Annotated in this window: 13 protein-coding genes; 6 read left to right on the forward strand and 7 right to left on the reverse strand. The window is 46.2% G+C overall.

What is annotated here, in order from left to right; all coding sequences use genetic code 11:
- Positions 1-206: 206 nt before the first annotated feature.
- The gene (locus AABK40_RS08585) at positions 207-2,531 is read right to left on the reverse strand and encodes a Tex family protein (protein WP_338396772.1); all 2,325 of its coding nucleotides are present in this window, start codon (positions 2,529-2,531) and stop codon (positions 207-209) included.
- Positions 2,532-2,809: 278 nt separating this feature from the next.
- Here AABK40_RS08585 and AABK40_RS08590 point away from each other — a divergent pair, with 278 nt between their 5' ends.
- From AABK40_RS08590 to AABK40_RS08615, 6 genes are all read left to right on the forward strand, one after another.
- The gene (locus AABK40_RS08590; RefSeq protein ID WP_338396773.1) at positions 2,810-3,400 is read left to right on the forward strand and encodes a TlpA family protein disulfide reductase; all 591 of its coding nucleotides are present in this window, start codon (positions 2,810-2,812) and stop codon (positions 3,398-3,400) included.
- A gap of 103 nt (positions 3,401-3,503) precedes the next feature.
- Complete coding sequence (gene gldA, locus AABK40_RS08595; protein WP_332919071.1) at positions 3,504-4,415, forward strand: gliding motility-associated ABC transporter ATP-binding subunit GldA; 912 nt, start codon at positions 3,504-3,506, stop codon at positions 4,413-4,415.
- A gap of 179 nt (positions 4,416-4,594) precedes the next feature.
- A complete protein-coding gene (gldF, locus tag AABK40_RS08600; protein WP_332919070.1) occupies positions 4,595-5,323 on the forward strand; it encodes a gliding motility-associated ABC transporter permease subunit GldF in 729 nt (242 codons plus the stop codon).
- Positions 5,317-7,017 (forward strand): gliding motility-associated ABC transporter substrate-binding protein GldG, encoded by a 1,701-nt coding sequence (gene gldG, locus AABK40_RS08605; RefSeq protein WP_332919069.1) that lies wholly within the window; start codon positions 5,317-5,319, stop codon positions 7,015-7,017. Before gldF ends, gldG begins: the two co-directional genes overlap by 7 nt.
- Positions 7,018-7,020: 3 nt before the next feature.
- Positions 7,021-7,959: a DUF4340 domain-containing protein gene (locus tag AABK40_RS08610; protein ID WP_338396774.1), complete on the forward strand. Its 939-nt coding sequence runs from the start codon at positions 7,021-7,023 to the stop codon at positions 7,957-7,959.
- A 132-nt stretch (positions 7,960-8,091) separates the two neighbouring features.
- Positions 8,092-8,898 carry a DUF1338 domain-containing protein gene (locus AABK40_RS08615; protein WP_338396775.1) on the forward strand — a complete coding sequence of 269 codons (807 nt, stop codon included), beginning with the start codon at positions 8,092-8,094 and terminating at the stop codon, positions 8,896-8,898.
- 58 nt (positions 8,899-8,956) lie between these two features.
- Here the strand turns inward: AABK40_RS08615 and ftsZ are convergent, their stop codons facing one another.
- The 6 genes from ftsZ to AABK40_RS08645 form a co-directional block, all read right to left on the reverse strand.
- Positions 8,957-10,669, reverse strand: a complete 1,713-nt coding sequence (ftsZ, locus tag AABK40_RS08620; RefSeq protein WP_338396776.1) for a cell division protein FtsZ — start codon at positions 10,667-10,669, stop codon at positions 8,957-8,959.
- Positions 10,670-10,731: 62 nt separating this feature from the next.
- On the reverse strand, positions 10,732-12,177 hold the full coding sequence (gene ftsA / locus AABK40_RS08625) for a cell division protein FtsA (RefSeq protein ID WP_332919065.1): 1,446 nt from the start codon (positions 12,175-12,177) through the stop codon (positions 10,732-10,734).
- Positions 12,178-12,271: 94 nt separating this feature from the next.
- Positions 12,272-13,036 (reverse strand): cell division protein FtsQ/DivIB, encoded by a 765-nt coding sequence (locus AABK40_RS08630; protein ID WP_338396777.1) that lies wholly within the window; start codon positions 13,034-13,036, stop codon positions 12,272-12,274.
- Between the two features lie 170 nt (positions 13,037-13,206).
- Positions 13,207-14,598 carry a UDP-N-acetylmuramate--L-alanine ligase gene (gene murC, locus AABK40_RS08635; protein ID WP_338396778.1) on the reverse strand — a complete coding sequence of 464 codons (1,392 nt, stop codon included), beginning with the start codon at positions 14,596-14,598 and terminating at the stop codon, positions 13,207-13,209.
- Entirely contained in the window at positions 14,599-15,714 is a 1,116-nt protein-coding gene (gene murG / locus AABK40_RS08640) for an undecaprenyldiphospho-muramoylpentapeptide beta-N-acetylglucosaminyltransferase (protein ID WP_332919062.1), read from the reverse strand.
- A 136-nt stretch (positions 15,715-15,850) separates the two neighbouring features.
- The gene (locus AABK40_RS08645) at positions 15,851-17,086 is read right to left on the reverse strand and encodes an FtsW/RodA/SpoVE family cell cycle protein (RefSeq protein ID WP_332919061.1); all 1,236 of its coding nucleotides are present in this window, start codon (positions 17,084-17,086) and stop codon (positions 15,851-15,853) included.
- Positions 17,087-17,105 lie beyond the last annotated feature (19 nt).

Here is a 17,105-nt window from a genome sequence, read left to right on the forward strand (position 1 = left end):
GGCTTAACAGACATCACCTATTGCAATAGGTTGATGTGTTGGTTTAATGAATTCTTTCAGCAACTAAAAAAACCGCATATTTTCGCTCCCCAAAAGACCGCTTCATGCCACAATTTTCAAGTCAAAAACTGTGGAAATATGTATCATCCGTGGATCGAAAAACAGGGTTGAGCACCGCAGACGGTGCCCCCACAATTATCGGTTGTTTATTTAAACTTGCCCTTGAGCATCGCTAATTTGGCTTGCAAATCGCCGTCGGCAGATTGCTCCTGACGATTACTCCCCTGGCGTCCTCGTGGTCTTTCATTATTACGACCTTGATTGCGCCCTTGTTGCCCACTTCTTTCGTTGTTTCGCTGTCCCGATCTTTGACCACCACGCGAAGGTTTTTCATTGCTGAAAGGATCCGACTTCATCGACAAACCAATACGTTTGCGGCCTTCATCCACCTCCATAACCGTAACCGTTACCTGCTGATGAACCTTCACCACTTTAGAAGGGTCATCGACAAATTTATCCGACAGATGACTAACGTGCACCAGGCCATCCTGATGTACCCCAACATCTACAAAAGCACCAAAAGCAGTAATATTGGTCACAATACCTGGAAGTTTCATACCCATTTTCAGGTCCTTGATTTCCGAGACATTTTCATCAAAAGAAAAAGCTTCAAACTGCTCACGCGGGTCACGGCCCGGCTTGTCAAGCTCCTGAATAATATCCTCAAGCGTTGGCATACCCACCGTTTCAGAAACATAGTTTTTCAGCACAATCTGCTTGCGCAAAGCGGCATCTTCCATCAGTTGCTTCACCGAAACCCCCAAATCTTTGGCCATCTGCTCCACGAGTTTGTAGCGCTCAGGGTGAACCGCTGAACTGTCCAAAGGATTTTTGGAATCGCGTACGCGCAAGAATCCTGCCGCCTGCTCGTAAGCCTTTGGCCCAAGGCGAGGGACGCTTTTCAATGCCGAGCGGTTCGCAAAAGCCCCGTTCTCATTTCGGTATTTAATGATATTCTCCGCCAGGGAAGGTCCAAGGCCAGAAACGTAAGTCAGCAATTCTTTTGAAGCGGTATTCAGCTCTACCCCAACGGCATTTACACAAGAGGAAACCGTATCGTCAAGGCCTTTCTTAAGGAGGGACTGATCCACATCGTGCTGATACTGGCCAACACCAATGGATTTGGCATCAATTTTCACCAATTCCGCCAATGGGTCCATCAAACGGCGACCAATAGAAACAGCACCACGAACCGTAATATCATGGTCAGGGAATTCCTTCCGAGCCACTTCCGAAGCAGAATAAATAGAGGCGCCACTCTCGTTCACCACTACCACCGTTACGTTCGGGATTTTCAGTTTTTTAACAAAGGTTTCCGTTTCGCGGGAAGCCGTTCCGTTGCCGATTGCGATGGCTTCCACATGGTATTTTGCAGCCCAGGCCATCACGGTTTGCTCCGCTTCAATTTTCTGACGTTGCCCACCAGTAGGAAAAATGACCGTGTGGTCTTCCAGTTTACCCTGTGCGTCAAGCATCACCACTTTACAGCCTGTACGGAAGCCTGGGTCAATCGCCAGAACACGCTTCTGCCCCAAAGGAGAGGCCATCAGTAATTGGGCAATATTCTCCCGAAAAACGCGAATGGCTTCCTCATCCGCCGACAACTTGGTGGTCATGCGGATCTCCGTTTCCATAGACGGGCGCATCAAGCGTTTGTAGGCATCGCGGGTGGCCTGTTGTTGCTGCTCCCCAACGGCGCCTCCGCGGGTAACGAACATTTTCTCGAGGGTGAAAATCGCATCCCCTTCCTCAGGTGTAGATTCCAGGGTAATAATTTCCTCTTTCTCCGCACGGCGCATGGCCAAAATACGGTGAGAAGGTGCCGACTTCAAGTCTTCATCCCACTCAAAATAATCTTTATATTTTTCTCCGGCAGCTTCTTTCCCAGGAATCACACGGGCATGGAATCGCCCAGATTTCTGGAACAGCTCACGAATTTCGGCACGGGCTTCCTGGTCTTCATTCACCCACTCGGCCATAATATCCCTTGCACCGGCCAATGCGGACTCAAGATCTTCTACGCCTTTTTCTTCATCAATGAAGGTTTGCGCCAAAGCCTCAAGGTCAAATTCTTCCTCTCCGAAAATCTTTTCCGCCAAAGGCTCAAGCCCCTTCTCGCGTGCAATGGTCGCACGGGTTCGGCGTTTAGGTTTGAAGGGCAAATAAATGTCTTCGAGTGCCGACATGGTTTCAGCCTCCATCAGCTGAGCGCGCAGTTCATCCGTCAATACTTCCAAATCCGTCATCGACTTCAAAATAGCCTCACGGCGCTTATCAAGCTCCCGAAGTTGCTCCATCCGATCCCTCACCGAGGCGATCTGCACTTCATCAAGTGTGCCGGTAACTTCCTTTCGGTATCGAGCAATAAAAGGTACCGTCGCACCTTCATCCAACAAGTTTGCCGTATTGGCCACCTGTTGTTCTGATATATTTAACTCCTGCGCAATGGTCAGGAAATATTGTTTTGACATGTTGGTATTTTTGAATGCTTAGTTTGCAAAAATAACCAAAAGGGGCAATGGTCAAAATCTTCATGCACAGTATTGCCTCAGAAATATTCGTTTTATGAGAAGTGTCGGTATGAAAAACACCCCGCTCAGGGCGAATTTTGCCTGTTAACCACGCGATAAATCCTGAGGTGAGATTTTTTTCCCAATGAGGTACCTTCCCGAGCTAAAAAGGTCAATATTGGTCTTTTGGCGGACGCCCAAAACCACATAATCTTCCTTAATTTGCTGAAAAGAATAAAATGATGACCACCCTCGACCGACTAAAAAAACATTGGCAGAATATCCTGATCGGGATTTTCTTTGTCCTGATGCTCGTGCTTCCTTCATTTAGAATGTTTGTTTCCAGTAATTTTCAGCGACTGTTACTGCAATCGAGGATTCTTCAGCCTGAAGAAGTACAGGCTTCCGCAGCCCTGCCGAGGGTTCCCTATCAGTGGAGCATCACCGATCAGGCAGGAAAAGAAGTGCCCATGAGCCAATTCGAAGGAAAAACAATCTTTCTGAATTTTTGGGCGAGCTGGTGCCCTCCCTGCGTGGCTGAGCTACCGGATATTTTGTCGCTGATGGAAAAAACTGACCGTTCAAAAGTCGCCTTTATTCTCCTGAATATGGACCGGAAACCCGAAGCCCTTGAGCGGTTCATGAAAAAGAAAGGCTATGATTTTCAGTATTACCGCATGCATTCCCCGCTGCCAGAGCTCCTGCAAAGCCAGTCATTGCCGACCACTCACATTATATCTCCCGAAGGGAAATTGCTGACCACCAAAAAGGGCATGGCCTATTATGATACGGAGCACTTTAAAAATTACCTTGAAAACGGGGGAAGATAGTCTTTAACAAGAAAGAACAGCTTTTTCAGCAGGGATCAAGGGCTTATTTTTGCGAAATCGGTGTTTTTATACCATTATTGCAAAGAGGACCATCATTGCTACTGTGTCAGTAAAAATAAAAAATCTAACCCGAACATTTGGCCAACAAAAGGCGGTCAATAATATTTCCTTCGAGGCGCATCCTGGGGAAATCCTGGGATTTCTCGGCCCGAACGGTGCGGGGAAATCCACCACCATGAAAATCGCCACAGGCTACCTGAGCCCTACCGAAGGCACCGTGGAGGTTTGTGGGATTGATGTGGTGAAACACCCCCTGAAGTCGCGATCAAAAATTGGCTACCTGCCCGAAAGCAACCCGCTGTACTATGAAATGTATGTGCATGAATACCTGCGTTTTGCCGGAAAGCTACACGGCTTGAAGGGCCCCTATCTATCCAAAAGAATCCATAAGGTGATTTCCCTTTGTGGGCTGGAGCGGGAGCAGAACAAAAAAATCGGTCAGCTTTCAAAAGGCTATAAACAGCGCGTGGGGCTTGCTCAGGCGTTTATTCATGACCCAGAGGTGCTTATTCTTGATGAGCCCACCACAGGCCTTGACCCCAACCAGTTGATTGAAATTCGGCAACTGATAAAAACGGTCGGCAAAGATAAAACGGTAATCTTTTCCTCCCATATTATGCAGGAGGTTCAGGCACTTTGCGACCGAGTGATTATCATTGATCAGGGAACAGTACTCACCGACCACCCCATTGATCAGCTTCAATATAAAGCCGACGAACAACATATATTACTGGAAACACAATTTGAGGCCGACCTCTCCCCGATTCAGGAAATAGATGGTGTGGATCAGATCGAGGAAATTTCTCCTTTGAATTACCGCATCATTGCACATAGCAATCAGGATTTGCGCTACTTCATTTTTAAAGTTTGCGCACAACAGAACATCCCCTTGGTGGGGCTTGCTCAGGAAAAATGGTCCATAGAAAAAACTTTTCAGGCCCTTACAGCACATTAATACGGAGTGGCTATTTGCCCACAGATTAGGCAGATATTCACAGATCATTTTTTCGGTCCATCACTATTTCGGGCATCTCGCCTGGAATCGCCCAATGGTTGCAGGCTTTAATGCTTGACTCAAATCCCCCTTTCAATAGAAGAGGACAAACCAAAATAAGGTAAAACTAACTATAAATCATGCTTCAGATATTTGCTAAAGAAGTAAAAAATTTCCTCAGCTCCCTGATTGCCTATATGGTGATGGGGGTGTTTCTGGTCATCACCGGGCTGATCGTCTGGGTTTTCCCCGAAACGAACGTCCTCAGTTATGGCTATGCTGAACTTGGCCCGCTTTTCAATCTTGGCCCCTATGTACTGATGTTCCTCATTCCAGCCATTTGCATGCGCACATTTGCTGAAGAAAAGAAAACAGGAACCCTTGAGCTTTTGCTTACCAAACCCCTGAGCGACCTGCAAATCATCTTGGGGAAATTCACCGCCTCCTGGTTCCTGGTGCTTTTGGCCATCCTGCCCACGAGCATTTATTGCTACTCCCTTTACCACCTGGCATCACCTGTGGGCAACATTGATTCCGCAGGCATAACAGGCTCCTATTTTGGGCTGATCCTCCTGGCGGGCGTATTCACAGCCTTTGGCGTACTGGCTTCCTCCATTTCCGAAAATCAGATTATCGCCTTTATTTTGGCTGTTTTTATGTGTTTCATGATGTATGCTGGCTTTGATTCGATCAGTAACATCAACATCTGGAGCGATTATTCCCCTATCATTGCACAATTGGGTTTACTGTCCCATTATCAGGGAATGAGTAAAGGACTGATCGATTCGAGAGATCTGTTTTATTTTTTAACAGCTATGATCGTTGCTTTGCAACTGACACGCATGAGCCTTGGAAGTAGAAAATGGTAGATTTTAAAAAGAAATTCCACAGTCTAAAAGTCAGAGATATTCTGATTACTTTGATTGTCATTATGCTGGCCACCAACCTGAATCTGCTGGTGAGCAAGCACTTTTTTCAGGTGGACCTGACCTCAGAGGGACGTTACACCCTTAGTAATGCCACAAAAAATATTCTTAAAAAGCTGGATGATATCGTGTATGTCGATGTGTACCTCGATGGTGATTTCCCGGCAGGATTCAAGCGCCTGCAAACCAGTATCGAGGAAACGCTTGACGTTTTTCATTCTTATGCAGGGGATAAAATCCAGTACCGATTCATTGACCCTTCTTCAGCAAAAAGCAGCCGGTCAAAAAACGAGTATTATCAATACCTGGCCAATATGGGCATTCAGCCCACCAATATCCATGCGACGGAAAATGGCAAGAAGATCGAAAAAATCATCTTCCCGGGGGCTATTATTTCCTACGGCGGTAAAGAGCTCGGCGTCATGCTTTTTAAGGGCAACAAATCAGCGCCACCGCAGGAGCGTCTAAATCAGTCGGTGGAAGGAGTGGAATATGAACTGATTTCGAGTATAAAAAAACTGACACAACGAAAGCGCAAGCATGTGGCGATTTTGAGCGAAGACAGTCATATTCGTCCCAATGAATTGGCGGGGCTTCAGGCATGTCTGAAAGACAACTACGAGCTCACCATTTCCACCCTGCAACAGTTACCAAACCTGATGCCTTTCGATGCCGTGCTATTACTCCGTCCGAAATCCAGCTACATTCCACGTCAGGAATATGAACTTGACCAATATGTAATGAATGGTGGTAAACTGCTCGTTTTTGGCGAAGGGTTTAAAATTGATACCGACAGCCTTAAATCAAGCGGACGCGCCTTCGCCACGCCTATTCAGGGCGGTATTGACAATTTGCTTTTCAAGTGGGGCATCAAAAAAGATGGCAACATCATTCAGGACCTGAATGCCGGAACCTACCCGATAGTTACCGGAAATATGGGAGATCAGCCTCAAATTCAGCTGATGCCTTTCCCCTATTATCCATTGATCAATCAGTTTGGGAAAAACCCGATTGTCAATAACCTTGACGCCATCAAGATGGATTATGCCTCGGCACTGGATACCGTGAAAGTTGCCGGAATCCGAAAAACGCCACTGATGTTTTCATCACCATATTCACGGACCGTTCAGGCTCCGGTACTTATTGAATTGACCAATATGCGTGGGCAAATTGACCCGAAGAAATTTAATCAGGGGCCCTTCGCTACAGCTTATCTTTTGGAGGGGAAATTCACCTCTATTTATAAAGACCGGTTCCTGCCGGGCTTTGCCAATTCAAAAACTTTCAAAGCGGAAACCGCCGACAACAAAATAATGGTGGTAGGTGATGCCGATATTTTGCTGAACAAAATCAACCCCCGAGATGGGCAGCCGGTTCCGCTTGGGGTAGATCCGTACAGTCAGCAGGATTACGCCCATGCCGATTTTATTAAAAACAGCCTGAGTTATTTACTTGATGACAATGGGATTATTATCGCCAGAAACAAAACACTGAAAATCCGTCCGTTGGACAAGGTGAAGGTGCTCGAAGAACAGACCTTCTGGCAGACCCTCAACATTGCCTTGCCAGTACTTTTGATACTCCTCCTTGGAGTGATATGGTATTTTGTCCGTAAACAACGCTATTCAAAATTTTAATCCATGCGTACCAACACACAATTACTGATCATACTTATTGGGCTGATCGCCTGGCTGGTGATTGACCTGACGATGGATTTCGGTAAAAAAACCGAATTTGCCAATTTACAGGAATTTGCCGTAACGGATACTGCCGACATTCAGTCCATCACGATCCAAAACCAACAACAGGTGTCCTATCTCAAAAGGGAACAAAACTCCTGGACGATCAACAATAAACCTGCTGAAGATGGCATGATTAAGGTGCTCCTGAGCATTTTGCATCAGGTAGAAGTAAAGCGACTGGTGCCTAAAAATGAAGTTCAGCAGGTCAATGCCACTTTGCAGAAAAGGGGAATTCAGGTAACTGTAAATACCGATGGCAAGGACTTTTCCTTTGTTACCGCTGGTAACCAGGACCGCACGGTTTCCTATGGCCAGATTGATGACCAAAGGCCAGCGACTCTTTACCTGCCAGGCTACAACAGTTATGTTACTGGAATTTTTGAGGTACAGCCCAACGATTGGCGACACCGCGCAATCTTCCGCAGCAGTGCCCATTCACTGAAATCTGTCACGGTTTCCTATCCGAACAATCCCGCTGAAGGCTTTACCATCCTGCCCGACGAACAAAAGTGGAAGGTGGATCACTACCCGGCAGCCGACCCGAAAAAAATCTTTGAATACCTCTCGCAATTTGGCTATTTTCAGGTGGATCAGTATATCGATAAAGGGCAGGTTCCTCAGGTGGATGAATTACTTCAAGGTGAGCCATCGCTTGTACTGACCATTGATGATATCAACCCTCAACAAAAGGGAACGCTCGAACTCTTTGAGACCCCTACCAAAGAAAAGCTGATGGCCGGTTTACTCAACCATCAGCAAATTGTGCTGATTGATAAAAAGCGTGTTACGGGCATCTTCAAGAAGAAACAGGACTTTAAAGCCGACAGCAGCAAATAGCCTTTCGGGAACATCACATTTAACAAGCACCTTCATTTGGAGGTGCTCCTTTTTTGATATAATTCTGCGGATTTACTTCGGTTTACTCCTACACATCGTTAAATTAAGTAAAGAACAAAGCTTAATACAGCCATGACGACAAACAACATCAAAGACCTACTGGAGCAAATGTGGCGGGATTATTCCACCATGAATCCGCAGGCCTACCGCATTTATCACAGCCTGCTGGAGAAGGAGGACAAGATTGTCAATGACCACATTGCCCTCCGTACCTTCAATGATCCGCGCATAGGCATCGACGTCCTTAAAAAGCCCTTTATCGAAAGCGGATATGTATATAAAGGGGAATACCATTTTACGGCAAAAAAACTGTATGCCCAGCACTTTGAACACCTTGACCCACTGATGCCGAAGATTTTTATCTCGGAACTGAAGCTCGAAGAATTTTCTGATGAGCTGCAACAGACCGTCCGGGGGCTTATCGACCAGGTGCCCGAAGAGCTTTATCAGCGGTTTGATTTCGTGAATATTGGCCGACCGTGGGATTTGGATTTCAAGACCTACGAAAAGCTGCTCGCAGAAAGTGAATATGCCGGATGGGTATCGGCTCATGGCTTCCGCCCGAATCACTTCACGATTTTCGTTAATCATTTAAAATCCATCCCTTCGCTTCGTGGGGTGAATGATTTCATCAAACGCATGGGCTTTAAGCTTAACGACAGCGGAGGGGAGATCAAAGGCTCTAAGGAAGTGATGTTACGACAATCTTCCACACTTGCTGATCGTGTGGCTGTGGCCTTTAGTGATGGTGAGCACGAGATTCCGGCTTGTTACTATGAGTTTGCTTACCGTTACCCCAAAAGCAATGGCGTGCTATATACCGGCTTTGTGGCACAGTCTGCGGATAAGATTTTTGAGAGTACGAATAAAAGTCAATAAATGAAAAAAAGGGCACTGAAATTAATCAGTGCCCTTTTTGTTGTCTTTAAACCTCAACTTAATCTACATTATCATGCAGAAAACGGTTGTTGTTTGAAAGTTTGTTATTTGAATTCACCTGATAACGCGAACGTTGCTCTTCTTCCTGTTGCGTACTTGGCGTAGGATTCAAAGGCGCATTACGGCGCATATAGGCAGGTTTGGAAATCAATTCCTTATAGTCTTCTTCTTCGTCATTGCGTGGCACCTGATGCCCTTGCATTTCCAGCTCACGACGACGGCGGTCAGCTTCAAGTTTTCTGCGACGTTCCGCCATGATATCTACATCTGTAAATCCGGCTTCATTGCGCTTCACCTCAATCGTCTTGTCGTCATCACGCAAATCGTAAGTAACAAACGGGCTGCCTTCTGGCTCCTTGGATTCCACTACTGGAGGGATTCCAAAACCGTTAGGGTTGGTCAGTTCCGTTGGCGCTTCTTTTTTCTCAATTTCAATTTGCCCTACAATCGGGGCAGCTTGCGGCTGTGCTATTGGCTGCTGCTGTTGCTGTACCGGCTGCGCCTGAGGAACAGGAGCTGCTACGGGCTCAGGAACAGCGTTCGTCATGTTCACTACCTGCTCGTGCGCTACTGGCTCAGCAGGAATTTGCTCCGCAACGGGTGCCGGAGGTGTAACAACAGTAGCCTGCTGAGGTTCAACCACTTCAGTAGCTACTGCCTGACGGCCTGCTACATCAGCAATTTTTTTTTTAATTTCATCAACTGCAGGATGATCTGCCTCTCCAGAATTTTGCTCATCGTCAAAACCGGTAGCAATCACCGTAACACGAATCTTCTCTCCCAACTCAGGAACAATTCCGTGACCCCAGATGACATCATCAGCATCCTCGCCGGCACGTTCCTGAATAAATTCAGTGATGTCCGCCAATTCCTGCATATCTAATTCCGCATCTTCACCAGACATGATCGACAATAGCACACGGCGTGCGCCACGAATGTCGCGGTTGTCCAATAATGGAGAAGCAATGGCCATTTCTGCTGCACGCAAGGCACGATCTTCACCGTGAACCTCTGCAGAACCCATTACCGATGCCCGAGAATCTTTCATGACAGTTTTAACATCCTCAAAATCGACGTTAATCTCAGCATGTACAGAAATGATCTCTGCGATAGATTTAGACGCTGTGGTCAGGATTTCATCTGCTTTAGCGAAAGCTTCACGAACTTTCATGTTCGAGTAGATGTCTTTCAGCTTATCGTTCAAGATAACGATGACCGTATCACAATATTTTTTTAGCTCTTCGATTCCTTCCTGGGCACGACGCTGTTTTGAACGCCCCTCAAACTTGAATGGGAACGTAACAATACCAACGGTAAGGATGTCCATTTCACGGGCAACTTCAGCAATAACCGGAGCTGCTCCAGTACCTGTACCTCCACCCATACCAGCGGTAATAAACACCATTTTGGTATGCTCGCCAAGCAATTCGCGAATCTCATCTTTGTTTTCCTCCGCTGCCTCACGGCCACGCTCAGGTTTTGCTCCGGCACCCAAACCGGCAGTCAGACCAACGCCAATTTGAAGTTTGTTAGGAACAGGGTTATTTTTCAATGCCTGTGCATCGGTATTACACACGATAAAATCAACATCGGTAATACCGAGATTGTACATGTGCTTCACGGCGTTTCCGCCGCCACCACCGACACCAATCACCTTGATGATCGACGATTTCTCTACGGGTATATCAAAAGTATAGGAAGTATCACTCATTATGCTATCTCTTTATTGCTGTAAAACAGCCCTTTTTTTTCTAATAATAAAAACCTCAAGGCTTAAACCTCTTCATCTTCGACCAAAAAAGTTCTCACCTGATTGAACAGCTTATTGAACACGTTGGTCTTTTTCTCTGGCTCCGGTGCCGCTGCCTGAGGTTGTGGTTGCGCCACTGGGCGGGTCGTTCTTCGCCCTCCCTGGTGGGTGGTTGTCGTTGTGGTTGCTGTTCTTGCTGCAACAGGTGCAGGACGAACAGGTTCCTGCTCAATAGGGGCAGGCTGTACAACGGCAGGTTCACTCACCTGTGCTTTCTTCGATCGGATTCTGATGTATCGATCCTGACGCTCATCAATGGATCTGAAACCTGCCAAAACCAATCCCATTGCGGTGGCAAAGATTGGGCTTTTCACCTCTTCGGTTTCACTTTTGCCAAGGTACTCGTTCGGGTATCCGATCCGTACTTCGAGGCCTGTCATGAGTTCCATCAGTGGTTTCAGGTTATGAAGCAAAGCCCCACCGCCTGTAATGACGATTCCTGCGGAAAGTTGCTTGGCGCAACCGCTATCCAGAATATGGTGATGGATCAGCTCAATGATTTCTTCCATTCTTGAACCAATCACACTTGAGAGGTTTTTCACAGAAATATCCTTGCTTGCCCGTTCACGAAGACCTGGGATAGTCACCAATTCGTATTCCGAAGCTTCATCGGGCATGGCCGAACCAAATTTGGTCTTCAGTGCCTCTGCTTGCTGGGTCATCACCTGCAAACCTTGTTTGATATCATCAGTGATAATATTACCTCCCAAAGGAATGACTGCGGTATGTCGGATAATATTATCATGGAATATAGCGATGTCCGTTGTTCCACCACCAATATCGACCAAACAAACACCTGCTTCCTTCTCCTCTGAACTCAAAACGGCCATTGCGGATGCCAAAGGTTCAAGGATTAACTCCCCTCTTGTCAGTGCTGCTTGCTCAACACATTTATCAATATTTTTAATTGCGGTGGTTCTTGCCGTAATGATATGGAAGTTACCTTCAAGCTTGATGCCCGTCATACCAACAGGGTCACTCACCGACTCGTTATGGTCTACCACATAATCCTGTGGCATGGCGTGAATAATCTCACAACCGGGCTGCACCACAAGGCGGTGCATATCGTTCTGAAGATTTTCTACATCTTCTACAGAAATAACCTCCTCAGAATTTTCACGGGTAATCGACCCATGCTGAAAGCTACTGTTGATGTGTTGCCCTGCAATACCTACATTCACTTTGGAGATATTGACATTGGATTCTTTGGAGGCCTGACTGATCGCCTTTTCAATGGCTTCAGTGGTACGGTCAAGGTTACTGACAATCCCACGGATTACACCGTCGGAAATTGCCTTGCCCACACCGAGTACTTCAAGCTTCCCATTTTTATCTTTGCGCCCAACAACCGCGCATATCTTTGTTGTCCCGATATCTAATCCGACAACAATTTTCTCTGTACCTTCCATTTACCGCAATTTATTTTCAGGAGGAATAACCTCTGTAATCAATTGATATTATCAAAAAAAGACCATTCTGTCTATAAGTAATAAAAGTAATTCATTATTCACAAACTATTTGATCTTTATATTTTAAATTGATTTTATCATATACCCCCCAACCTTTAGAGGGGATGACATAATCATAATAGGCTTTCAATTTTTTGAGCTTTTCGTCAATGGAAACGGGTTTCCCGAAGACGATCCGCTCGTCCCCCACTTGGGGGTACATCGTGATCTGGCAATCCTGATCCACATGCAACTGAGCAATCTGCGCCCGCAAAAAACGGTCGTTATGGATATCAGTTACCAAATCCAGCAGCTCTTTGCGATATTTCAAAGTATCCTGATTTTGCAGGATAATTTTATCGACAAAAGCGCCATCAATCAATAAGACCCTTGCCGTGAATTTATCAGAAGTTGGCAACAACTCCCGGTGTTCACTCAGGTAGGCATCTTTGGCCACCGGCCGAATTAATCGCGCCATCAGCCGTTTTTGTTCCACATCAACGTAAAGGTCACCATCATAATCCCGACTGACATCCGCTTTCGAAACAAAAGGATGATCTTTGATTCGGCTCTCCAGCTGTCGCAGGTTTACCTTGCCATTTTCCACCCCCAAAAGCTGTTCCCTGCCTTTGTCCGTCATCAAACGCTCGACCTCCTTATCATTGATAAAGAACTGGTCAAAAGATTTATCTACATTGATTTTCACATGGTTTACAGGCCTTTCACTTGGACGCACAATCACCAAAAAATACCCCAGGCCAGCCACTACAGCAAACAGGATTATTTTGGGAATCAGCTTTAATTTTATCCGACCGCTCATGTATTAAATTCTCCGTATGTTAATCTTAAAATATACTGCAAAGCGCCCTAAAAACCCTTCTACATCAAAATATAAGACGATTTTTAAAAAAGAGGAACTGTTCATTTATTATTCGGATAAAAAAAATCAAAGGCAGTGCCTCTTCATTATTATAACCCTTAACAAATCAACTACTTAGCCAATTCATTTTCAAAAATCGCTTTGATTGGCAGCACCAAACGATCGATATCTCCCGCTCCGAGGGACATTAACAGGCTGGGCTGATCCAAGATAATTTGTGGTACACAATCCGCCTTTTTCAGAATTGCACAATCACAATTTTTCATCATTTTTTTTATAGCCGCTGAAGTCACCCCTTCTATCGGTTGCTCCCTTGCCGGGTAGATGTCCAAGAGGTAAACTTTGTCTGCTTTCGACAGCGCCTCGGCAAATTCCGCCATAAAATCCTTTGTTCGGGAAAAAAGATGGGGCTGAAACAAAACCGTCAGTGGTCGTTCGGGGAACAATGCCCGCACCGACCTGATCGCAGCCTCGATTTCTTCCGGATGATGGGCGTAATCGTCGATATATACCGCTTGCTCTTGCTGTACAATATATTCGAAACGACGCTTGACCCCACTGAAACTTTCCACACCATGTTTCACCTGATCGGGAGTAACGCCATTTTGCAAGGCAATCGTGATGGCCGCCAACATATTTTCAACATTATGAAAACCGGCCACCTTGAGGATGAGCCCCGCTATTCGAAGATCGTCAGCAACATAATCAAACACAAAACAACCATTGGCCACATGTACATTCTGGGCATGCACCGCCCCGCGATCAAGACTATAGTCAATCACCTTTAAATCCGGACGGTGATCTGCGAGCGAACGGATCGACTCATGAATGACCAGTCGCCCATTTTCTGGAAGGCGGTCAATATATATGCTGAAAGCCTCCAAAAGTGCCTCATGTGTTCCGTAGATATCCAGGTGATCGGCACCTGCGGAAGTAATAATGGCCTCATCGGGAAACAGTCGGTGAAAGGAGCGATCAAACTCATCGGCCTCCACCACACACTTCACCTCATCGGTACCTTCAGGCAATAACAAATTAGACTGATAATTGACACTGATCCCACCCAAAAAAGCGGCGGTATCCACTTTGCCGTCTGTCAGAAGGTGTGCCAACATCGTGGAAGTAGATGTTTTCCCGTGTGTACCGGCAACGCCTATCGTATGTAACTGCTGCGTAATTAAGCCCAGCACCTCAGACCTTTTATAAAGGCGATGCCCCTGCTGCTGCAAATAAACCAACTCTTGGTGATCGGCAGGAATAGCTGGGGTATAAATCACAAGGCTGTCCTCCTGCTTGGCTTTTACTGCTGCAGGAATCTGTTCGACATCTTCTGTATAATGAATCCGCATCCCCTCTGCTTCCATTTGCAAAGTCAGTGGGCTTTGGGTCTTGTCATAACCGGACACCTGTGCCCTCTGATGCTGATAGTAACGAGCGAGCGCACTCATACCGATCCCTCCAATTCCAATAAAGTAAACGGTACCGAATTTATTCGTTTTCATCTATGATTCTATAATGCGTTCAACCTGATCAACAATGTCAGCCGTAGCAGAAGGCCTGCCCTGCGCCTTTATGGCCGTGCCAAGTGCCTGCTGTTTTGCAGCATCGGCAAGAAGGTCGAGGGTAACAGTCGCCAGCGATTGCTTGGCCTCCACATCTTTGACCATCAGTGCGGCATTTACATTCACCAACTGCAAGGCATTCTGTGTCTGATGATCCTCAGATACATTCGGTGACGGCACAAAGACAGTCGGCTTGCCCACCAGGCACAATTCAGAAACAGAAAGTGCTCCGGCGCGGGAAATCACCACATCTGCAGATGCATAAGCCAAATCCATTTCACGGATAAATTCATGGGGGTGAATCCCCGCTGTATCCATTTGGGAAAGTTGCGCCTGTATGTTGCTGAAATAAAATTTACCGATTTGCCATAACACCTGAACCCCTGCCTGCTGATATTTATTCACATCCTGCAGCATGGTCTCGTTGATCGTCCGCGCCCCAAGGGATCCGCCCAAAATCAACAATACCGGCTTTGTAGCAGAGAGTCCGAAATGTGCAAGTCCCGCTTCACGCTTACTTTCTGCCCCGATAATATCAGAACGTACCGGATTACCCGTAATCACGATCTTCTCTTTCGGAAAAAAGCGCTCCATATTGGGCGTTGCTACACAAACGGCATCCACTTTATCGGCGAGCCATTTGTTCGTCAGGCCTGCAAAAGCATTCTGCTCCTGTATCAGTGTAGGGATATTCATTCGGGTGGCCATTTTCAGCAATGGTCCTGAAGCATACCCGCCAACACCAATGGCTACCTGCGGCTTAAAATCTTTAATAATGCGTTTAGCTTTCATCATGGAACTGATGAGCTTGAAAGGAAAGGCCAAATTATCCAAAGTCAGCTTGCGCTGAATACCACTGATCCAGAGCCCTTCGATTTTGTAACCGGCCTCGGGAACTTTGGTCATCTCCATACGGCCTTGCGCGCCTACAAACAGAATAGACACCTTGGGGTTTCGCTTCTTGATCTCGTTGGCGATAGCGATAGCTGGGTAGATATGTCCTCCGGTACCACCTCCGCTAATAATCACCCGTTCAAGGGGAGTTGACTGGTTCATTTTGGTTATAATTATAACTTCGAGAAATTTTTTTCATGGCAAATTACGATACTGCAATAGGAATACCAAAAAAAAGGCATCATTGAATGATGCCTTTTTTATTATATGAAAAAGATGAATTAAAATACACTTTTCTTTATGTTCTCATGCTGAATTTTTTTGAACCCATTCGTACGGGTGCAGTCTTCTGCTCTTCAGTATCACCTTCTTCAACTTCAAAGTCAGGTGTTTCAGCACTGCGGCTTACACCCAGAACAATTCCTATAGAAGCACCAATAAATAATAGAGAAGATCCCCCCATACTAATCATAGGCAAAGGTAAACCGGTAACAGGCAACAAGCCCACGGTTACCCCCATATTCAGGAAGGCCTGAAAAACAATACTGAACCCAATGCCCGCCGACAATAAGCCGCCAAAGGGCTGTTGGGTATAGGTTATCTGCGCAAAACATCGCCACAGAAAAAGCAGGTAAACTGCAATAACGAGGAAGGCGCCAAAGAGCCCATACTCCTCGATGATGATGGCAAAAATGAAGTCGGAGTAAGGGTGCGGCAGGAAGTTTTTCTGTTCACTGTTCCCCGGCCCCAGACCAGTAACCCCTCCATTACCAATGGCCACATAACCCATTTTCGACTGAAAGCTCGCCTGTGTCGGATCATGTACTGCCTCCCAGTATTTTTCAACCCGACTAATGGCCGTATTTCCCCTTGACCCGAAGGCATAAACGATGGTTACTGCCATCGGAATGACCACACAACAAATCAGGAATGGTTTCATCAGCGGCACACGACCAACAATCATCATCACCCCGACGGTCATCAATACCATCATGGCGGTAGAAATATCCGAAAGTCCAATAAGCCCCACAGGGATCAGGGAGAAGATCAAAAACTTAATTGTAAACGGCCAGCTGCCTTTGCTTTCTGCCTGATTCTGATGGCGGGCCAGCATGGCGGAAAGGAAGATCAGCAATGCCAGTTTGGCAAAATCGGCAGGTTGGACGGTTACCCCAAAAATACTGACCCAACGTTTGGCCTCATTCAGTGAAGAACCAATCACTTGCCCTAAAATCAGAAAGGCAATAGAGAAAATATAGAGCAGGCCGTTGACTTTCCTAAACCAGCGATAATCAAAACGATGAAAGATATACATGGCCCCCAATCCGAAAATAAATTTCAGTCCGTGGGAATAAAGGTAGTGCTCTGTATTGCCATGCATTTTCTTGAAGGCAAGGGTACCAGTAGCACTATACACAGAAAGGATACTTACAAAAGTCCAAAACAGCACACAACCCAAAATATATGGGTCGCCGCTGATTCTCCAGTTTTCGTAATAGAGTAATTTCGAACTAATCCTCTTCAGTAACTTCATCTATATCAATATTTTGAAT

The organism is Persicobacter psychrovividus, from assembly GCF_036492425.1.
Taxonomy (GTDB): domain Bacteria; phylum Bacteroidota; class Bacteroidia; order Cytophagales; family Cyclobacteriaceae; genus Persicobacter; species Persicobacter psychrovividus.

Excerpts from the sequence above, each read along its gene's own strand:
- ftsZ (WP_338396776.1), bottom strand. The coding sequence starts at position 10,669 with ATGAGTGATACTTCCTATACTTTTGATATACCCGTAGAGAAATCGTCG.
- murG (WP_332919062.1), bottom strand. The coding sequence starts at position 15,714 with ATGAACCAGTCAACTCCCCTTGAACGGGTGATTATTAGCGGAGGTGGT.
- AABK40_RS08615 (WP_338396775.1), top strand. The coding sequence starts at position 8,092 with ATGACGACAAACAACATCAAAGACCTACTGGAGCAAATGTGGCGGGAT.
- gldG (WP_332919069.1), top strand. The coding sequence starts at position 5,317 with ATGGTAGATTTTAAAAAGAAATTCCACAGTCTAAAAGTCAGAGATATT.
- AABK40_RS08630 (WP_338396777.1), bottom strand. The coding sequence starts at position 13,036 with ATGAGCGGTCGGATAAAATTAAAGCTGATTCCCAAAATAATCCTGTTT.
- AABK40_RS08590 (WP_338396773.1), top strand. The coding sequence starts at position 2,810 with ATGATGACCACCCTCGACCGACTAAAAAAACATTGGCAGAATATCCTG.
- AABK40_RS08645 (WP_332919061.1), bottom strand. The coding sequence starts at position 17,086 with ATGAAGTTACTGAAGAGGATTAGTTCGAAATTACTCTATTACGAAAAC.
- ftsA (WP_332919065.1), bottom strand. The coding sequence starts at position 12,177 with ATGGAAGGTACAGAGAAAATTGTTGTCGGATTAGATATCGGGACAACA.
- gldF (WP_332919070.1), top strand. The coding sequence starts at position 4,595 with ATGCTTCAGATATTTGCTAAAGAAGTAAAAAATTTCCTCAGCTCCCTG.
- AABK40_RS08610 (WP_338396774.1), top strand. The coding sequence starts at position 7,021 with ATGCGTACCAACACACAATTACTGATCATACTTATTGGGCTGATCGCC.
- murC (WP_338396778.1), bottom strand. The coding sequence starts at position 14,598 with ATGAAAACGAATAAATTCGGTACCGTTTACTTTATTGGAATTGGAGGG.
- AABK40_RS08585 (WP_338396772.1), bottom strand. The coding sequence starts at position 2,531 with ATGTCAAAACAATATTTCCTGACCATTGCGCAGGAGTTAAATATATCA.